The organism is Streptomyces sp. WM6372 (assembly GCF_001279655.1).
In the GTDB taxonomy this organism is placed as follows: domain Bacteria; phylum Actinomycetota; class Actinomycetes; order Streptomycetales; family Streptomycetaceae; genus Streptomyces.
In genome coordinates this window covers 1-6,379 of the sequence record NZ_LGDB01000040.1, presented here as the reverse complement: position 1 = coordinate 6,379, position 6,379 = coordinate 1, and the positions used below count along the sequence as shown (strand labels likewise).

General features: G+C 71.1%; 8 protein-coding genes. 3 read left to right on the top strand and 5 right to left on the bottom strand.

The features are described from left to right. On the top strand, window positions 1–211 hold a 211-nt coding region (locus ADK52_RS43400; protein ID WP_234343463.1), incomplete at its 5' end, for a hypothetical protein. A 508-nt stretch (window positions 212–719) separates the two neighbouring features. Continuing rightward, window positions 720–1,718 carry a tryptophan--tRNA ligase gene (gene trpS / locus ADK52_RS05755; RefSeq protein ID WP_053688691.1) on the top strand — a complete coding sequence of 333 codons (999 nt, stop codon included), beginning with the start codon at window positions 720–722 and terminating at the stop codon, window positions 1,716–1,718. A 70-nt stretch (window positions 1,719–1,788) separates the two neighbouring features. On the opposite strand, the gene proC is transcribed toward trpS, so the two are convergent. The 5 genes from proC to ADK52_RS05730 form a co-directional block, all read right to left on the bottom strand. After that, window positions 1,789–2,598 carry a pyrroline-5-carboxylate reductase gene (gene proC, locus ADK52_RS05750; RefSeq protein WP_053688690.1) on the bottom strand — a complete coding sequence of 270 codons (810 nt, stop codon included), beginning with the start codon at window positions 2,596–2,598 and terminating at the stop codon, window positions 1,789–1,791. Between the two features lie 111 nt (window positions 2,599–2,709). After that, window positions 2,710–3,447, bottom strand: coding sequence for an ABC transporter permease (locus ADK52_RS05745; RefSeq protein ID WP_053688689.1), 738 nt, complete (start codon window positions 3,445–3,447; stop codon window positions 2,710–2,712). After that, window positions 3,444–4,253, bottom strand: a complete 810-nt coding sequence (locus ADK52_RS05740; RefSeq protein ID WP_053688688.1) for an ABC transporter ATP-binding protein — start codon at window positions 4,251–4,253, stop codon at window positions 3,444–3,446. The genes ADK52_RS05745 and ADK52_RS05740 overlap by 4 nt, the downstream gene beginning before the upstream one ends. 58 nt (window positions 4,254–4,311) lie before the next feature. Next, on the bottom strand, window positions 4,312–4,866 hold the full coding sequence (locus ADK52_RS05735) for a hypothetical protein (RefSeq protein WP_420714801.1): 555 nt from the start codon (window positions 4,864–4,866) through the stop codon (window positions 4,312–4,314). 87 nt (window positions 4,867–4,953) lie between these two features. Beyond that, window positions 4,954–5,250 carry an SH3 domain-containing protein gene (locus tag ADK52_RS05730; RefSeq protein WP_420714802.1) on the bottom strand — a complete coding sequence of 99 codons (297 nt, stop codon included), beginning with the start codon at window positions 5,248–5,250 and terminating at the stop codon, window positions 4,954–4,956. 114 nt (window positions 5,251–5,364) lie between these two features. On the opposite strand from ADK52_RS05730, the gene ADK52_RS05725 reads away from it, so the two are divergent. Then, on the top strand, window positions 5,365–6,379 hold a 1,015-nt coding region (locus tag ADK52_RS05725; RefSeq protein WP_199828453.1), incomplete at its 3' end, for a serine/threonine-protein kinase.

Here is a 6,379-nt window from a genome sequence, read left to right as displayed (position 1 = left end):
ACTTCTGGCGTTGATTTTTGGCACGCTGTTGAGTTCTCAAGGAACGGACGCTTCCTTTGTACTCACCCTCTCGGGCTTTCCTCCGGGCTTTCGTTCTTCGTTCTTGCGTTTCCGACTCTATCAGAGTCAGTTCCGCTTGCTTTCCAGGTCCTTCGCTTTCGCGCTTTCCCTTTCCGGCGATTCCGACTCTATCAGATCCTTTCGGGCCTGACTCCCAGTCAGCGGGTTCCGCCGCTTGGGCTGTTGGGCCCTTGCGGCGAGTGAGACAGTAGCGGATTCCTTGCCCCCGAACCTAATCGGCGGCTACGTCCTTGACTGTGCCCTTGGACGTGGATTCCTCATTCGCAAATACGCATGAAAACGAGCCGACACAGTGCGTCGTTCGTTCGAATGTGTAGTGCGGGATGGCTGTCCGGGGACCGACCGGGGTCGGCGCTCACGTCGGACAACTCGAAGAACCTTACGGACCCCGGATGGGTGTGTCAACCCCGGGACAGGGGCCACCGGAAGGGCTAGCCTGGTCCCCATGACTACGCATGCGCTCACGTCCAGCCTTCGCTGGTGGGCCGCCTGACGGCGGCCGACCTTCCACGCGAGCACGCATGCGCTCACGGCCGCCGCTTACGGCGGCCGTTTCTGTTTCTCCCCTCCCGGGAGTGGCTCGGTCGCCCGACGCGGCGGTCCCCACACACCAGCCACGAACAGGGAGACAGGACAACATGACGAGGATCTTCAGCGGGATCAAGCCGACCGGGCACCTGACGCTGGGGAACTACCTGGGGGCCCTCCGGCAGTGGGTCGCCGCCGACCAGCAGCCGGACGAGGCGCTGTTCTGCGTAGTGGACCTCCACGCACTGACCGTCGAGCACGATCCCGCGCGGGTGCGCCGGCTCAGCAGGCAGGTGGCGACCCTGTTCCTCGCCTCCGGGCTGGACCCGGAGAAATGCACCCTCTTCATGCAGAGCCACGTCGACGAGCACACCCGCCTCTCCTACGTACTGGAGTGCACGGCCACCGACGGGGAGATGCGCCGGATGATCCAGTACAAGGAGAAGTCCGCGCGGGCACAGGCCTCCGGGGAAGGCGTACGGCTGTCGCTGCTGACCTATCCCGTGCTGATGGCCGCCGACATCCTGGCGTACGGGACCGAGGAGGTCCCGGTCGGTGAGGACCAGCGGCAGCACGTGGAGCTGGCCCGGGATCTGGCGGTGCGGTTCAACCAGCGGTACGGGCAGACGTTCACCGTGCCGAAGGTGACGCTGCCGCAAGTGGCCGCGCGGGTCATGGACCTTCAGGATCCGACGTCGAAGATGGGGAAGTCCGGCGGGGCGGGGCCCGGGGTGGTGTTCATGCTGGACGAGCCCGGGGTGATCCGGAAGAAGGTCATGCGGGCCGTGACCGACAGCGGGGACGGCGGGGTCGTCTACGACCCGCAGGCGCGGCCGGGGGTCGCGAACCTGCTGGACGTGCTGGCCGCCTGCACCGGCGGGGATCCGGCCGCCCTCGCGGAGGAGTACGGCGGGTACGGGGCGCTGAAGCGGGACGTCGCCGACGCGGTGGTGGAGCTGCTGCGGCCGGTTCAGGAGCGGCACGCCGAGCTGGCGGCCGATCCGGCGGCGGTGGAGAAGGTGCTGCGGGACGGGGCCGGGCGGGCGCGGGCGCTGGCGCGGCCGGTCGTGGACCGGGCGTACCGGGCCATCGGGCTGCTGGAGCCGTGAGGAGACCGGGTCGTACGGGCCTTCCGCTCGCGCGGGGCCCGTACGGCTCGTATCTCCCGTACGACCTCCGTCAGCTGTTGCCGGAGGCGAGTTCGCGGCTGCGGTCGCGGGCCGCCTCCAGGGCTGCGATCAGGGCGGCCCGTACGCCGTGGCGTTCGAGCTCGACGATCGCGTTGATCGTGGTGCCGGCCGGGGAGGTGACGGCCTCGCGGAGCTTGACCGGGTGCTCGCCGCTGTCGCGGAGCATCACGGCGGCGCCGATGGCGGCCTGGACGATGAGGTCGTGGGCCTGGGCGCGGGGCAGGCCGAGGAGGATGCCGGCGTCGGTCATCGCCTCGACGAGGAAGTAGAAGTAGGCGGGTCCGGAGCCGGAGAGGGCGGTGGCGGCGTCCTGCTGGGACTCGGGGACGCGCAGGGTCTTGCCGACGCCGCCGAAGATCTCCTCGGTGTGGGCGAGGTGGGCGGCGGTGGCGTGGCTGCCGGCCGAGATGACGGACATGGCCTCGTCGACGAGGGCGGGGGTGTTCGTCATGACGCGGACGACGGGTGTGCCGGAGGCGAGCCGCTCCTCGAAGAAGGAGGTGGGGATGCCGGCGGCGCCGCTGATGACCAGGCGGTCGGCCGGGACGTGCGGGGCGAGCTCTTCGAGGAGCTTGCCCATGTCCTGCGGTTTGACGGTGAGGATGAGGGTGTCGGCGCGCTTGGCGGCCTCGGCGTTGCTGACGGCCTCGACGCCGTAGCGGGAGCGGAGCTCTTCGGCGCGTTCGGGGCGGCGGGCGGTGACGAGGAGTTTGGAGGCGGGCCAACCGCCGCGGATCATTCCGCTGAGCAGAGCCTCGCCGATCTTGCCGGTACCGAGGACTGCGACTGTCTGGGTCATGCCCGATTCACCTCGCCGAACTTTCTTGCACGTGTGCTGGCTGCTGCCTCCTCATCCTTTCACCCGTGGGACGGACGGCGAGGGGCTGTCCGCAGAGCGGTCAGGGCCCGGTCAGGGCGTACGGCGGCGGAGGGTGGCCGCGCCGAGGGCGAGGACGAGCAGCGCGCAGCCGGCGACGATCACGGCGTCGCGGACGAAGTCGGCGGTCATGTCGGTGTGGGTCAGGACCTCGGTCATGCCGTCGACGGCGTACGACATGGGCAGCACGTCCGAGATGCCTTCGAGGACGGGCTGCATGGTGTCGCGCGCCGCGAACAGGCCGCACAGGAGGAGCTGCGGGAAGATCACGGCCGGCATGAACTGGACGGCCTGGAACTCGCTGGCGGCGAAGGCGGAGACGAACAGGCCGAGGGCGGTGCCGAGGAGCGCGTCGAGCAGGGCGACGAGCAGGAGCAGCCAGGGCGAGCCGACGACGTCGAGGCCGAGGAGCCAGAGGGCGAGACCGGTGGCGAGGAGGGACTGGACGACGGCGACGGCGCCGAAGGCGAGGGCGTAGCCGGCGATGAGGTCGCCCTTGCCCAGCGGCATGGCGAGGAGGCGTTCGAGGGTGCCGGAGGTGCGCTCGCGCAGGGTGGCGATCGAGGTCACCAGGAACATGGTGATGAGCGGGAAGATCCCGAGGAGGGACGCGCCGATGCCGTCGAAGGTGCGCGGGCTGCCGTCGAAGACGAAGCGCAGCAGCGTCAGCATCAGTACGGGGACCAGCAGCATCAGCGCGATGGAGCGCGGGTCGTGGCGCAGCTGGCGCAGGACGCGGGCGGCGGTGGCGGTGGTGCGGGCGGTGCTCATCGGATGACCTCGGACTTCGCTTCGGCGTTGGCCTGGTCGACGAGGCGCAGGAAGCCCTCCTCGACGGTGGCGGATTGCGTGCGGGTGCGCAGTGCGTCGGGGGTGTCCTGGGCGAGGATGCGGCCTTCGCGCATGAGGAGCAGGTCGTGGCAGCGCTCGGCCTCGTCCATGACGTGGGAGGAGACGAGGATCGTGGCGCCGCGGGTGGCGGCGATGTCGTGGAAGAGGTTCCACAGGTCCCGGCGCAGGACGGGGTCGAGGCCGACGGTGGGCTCGTCGAGTACGAGGAGCTCGGGGGTGCCGAGGAGCGCGACGGCGAGGGAGACGCGGCTGCGCTGGCCGCCGGAGAGGTTGCCGGCGAGGGCGTCGGCGCGGGTGGTGAGGTCGACGTCGGCGATGGCGCGGGCGACGGTGGAGCGGCGGCGGTCGGCGGCGGCGCGGCCCGGATCGAGGACGGCGGCGAAGTAGTCGAGGTTCTGGCGGACGGTGAGGTCGTCGTAGACGGAGGGCGCCTGGGTGACGTAGCCGATGCGGGCGCGGAGCTCGGGGGCGCCGGCGGGGCGGCCGAGGACGTCGAGGGTGCCGGTGACGTGGGCCTGGGTGCCGACGATGGAGCGCATGAGGGTGGATTTGCCGCAGCCGGAGGGGCCGAGGAGGCCGGTGATGCGGCCGCGGGGGACGTCGAAGGCGAGGGAGTCGAGGACGGTGCGGGGGGTGCGGCCGGTGCCGCGGCGGACGGTGAGTCCGCGGGCGTGGACGGCGGGTGGGACGGACTCGCTGGGCGGCGCCTGCGGGTTATTCATCATGTGATGAATAATGCTCCTGGCTGTGCCGGGGCGTCAACAGGCCGGGGCCGGGGCGGGACTACTTCTTCCGCTTGGGGCGGCGCGCGGCCGGGTTGCCCGTACGGGTGCTGCGGCGGCGGGCGAACTCGGCGGTGGCGCGCTCGTACTCGGAGCGGCGCAGCTTCTCGCCGGGGGCCTCGAAGAAGCAGCGCAGGAAGTACGCGATGAGGGAGCCGATGAAACCGATCGTCTTCAGGCCCTTGAGGGCGGCCTCGTCGGAGGACGGGGCGGGACGCCGGCTGAAGGAGTCCCAGGTCTTGGCGAAGGCGATGGCGCTGGCGATCGCGAAGAGGACGACGACGGAGATGCTGAGGAACGGGCCGACGTTGCCGATCTCCAGGCCCTCGTAGGAGAGGCGCAGCAGCACGGCCGCGGCGACGGCGGTGACGATCGAGCCGACACCGACGGCGACGCGTCGCAGGGCGTAGCCGCCGTCGTGGTTCACCCAGGTCGTGTCGAAGAAGCGGATCGGCTCCGGCTCAGGCCCGGCCGGGGCCGCGGCGGCCGCGGGGGCCGCAGGGGTCTTCGGGGCCGGCTCGGCGGGGATCTGGTCTCGCTGGTCGTCGTCGCTCACACCGGCGATTATCCCTCGCCGAGCCGGACCGGCCGGGGTCGTCTCACGTGGCAGACGGGCGGCAGGCGGCCCCGGGGCCCCAGGGGCCTAGCTGCAGCGGTTCGCGACGTAGCCGTCGGCGCCGGTCTTGACGTACGCGTCGGAGACGAAGCGGCCGTTGCCGATGCAGTCCCAGATGTCCGACGTGCCGTACGGACCCGAGACGGTCGTGCCGTCGCACTGGCAGCGGATCGAGACGCTCGCGCCGTACGGCAGGGTGTCGATGACCGAGTAGTTCGTCCCCGGGCCGCTGCGGACGTTCACGCGGTACCCCGGAGCGACCGGAAACGTCTGGAATCCGGAGCCGGTGGCCAGGCTCTGGACTTGGCTGGAATCGTTCTCCATGGACATGTGAAATCTCCCCCCACGGGTGTTGCCGTGCGCAACTCGCGCAGGGTAGCAGGACCCTTGGAGATTCGTACGGCCCATCGACTAGGCTCCGGCGGGGGTGGTTGAGCGGTGCATTCGCTGCGCGCGGACTACGTGGGCTTTCCGGAGTACGCCGGCCAGTACCGGCTGGAATCGGTGCTCGGTTCCGGCGGGATGGGCGTCGTCCATCTGGCCACCTCCGGTTCGGGGCTGAAACTCGCCGTCAAGATCGTGCATGCCGAGCACGCGGTCGATCCGGAGTTCCGGGCCCGCTTCCGGCAGGAGGTCGCCGCCGCGCGGCGGGTGAGCGGGGCCTTCACCGCGCCCGTCGTGGACGCCGATCCGGATGCCGAACGGCCGTGGATGGCCACCCTGTTCATCGACGCCCCGACGCTGGCCGAGCGCGTACGGGAGCGGGTGCTGGACCCCGCCGAGCTGGCCCGGCTCGCCGCCGGGCTGGCGGAGGCGCTGCGGGACATCCACCGGGCGGGGGTCGTCCACCGGGACCTCAAGCCCAGCAACGTACTGATGGCACCGGACGGGGTGCGGGTCATCGACTTCGGCATCTCGCGGCCGGCGGACAGCGATCTGCGGACCGAGACGGGAAAGCTGATCGGGACGCCGCCGTACATGGCGCCGGAGCAGTTCCAGCGGCCGCGGGAGGTGGGCTCGGCCGCGGACGTCTTCGCGCTGGGCGCCGTACTCGTCCACGCGGCGACGGGGCACGGGCCGTTCGACTCCGACAGCCACTACCTGGTGGCGTACCAGGTCGTGCACGCCGAGCCCGATCTGACCGGGCTGCCGGAGCAGCTCGTACCGCTCGTGGCGCGGTGCCTGGCGAAGGAACCGGCGGACCGGCCCACCGCGGAGGAGCTGATCGCGGAGATGCGGGCGGTGGCGTACCCGACCTCCGAGGACACGCAGGTGTTCGTTCCGCCGCCGCGGCGGCCGGTCGGGGCGGGGGCTGCCGAAACGACCCATCGGCGGGAGCGGATCGCCGTCGAGGCCGGTCAGGGCGGTCAGGCCGGTGACGCGGGTGCTGCCGACCGGGGGCGGCGCAGGGCGCGGGCGGTGGTGGCGGCGGGGGTCGGGCTGCTGCTGACGG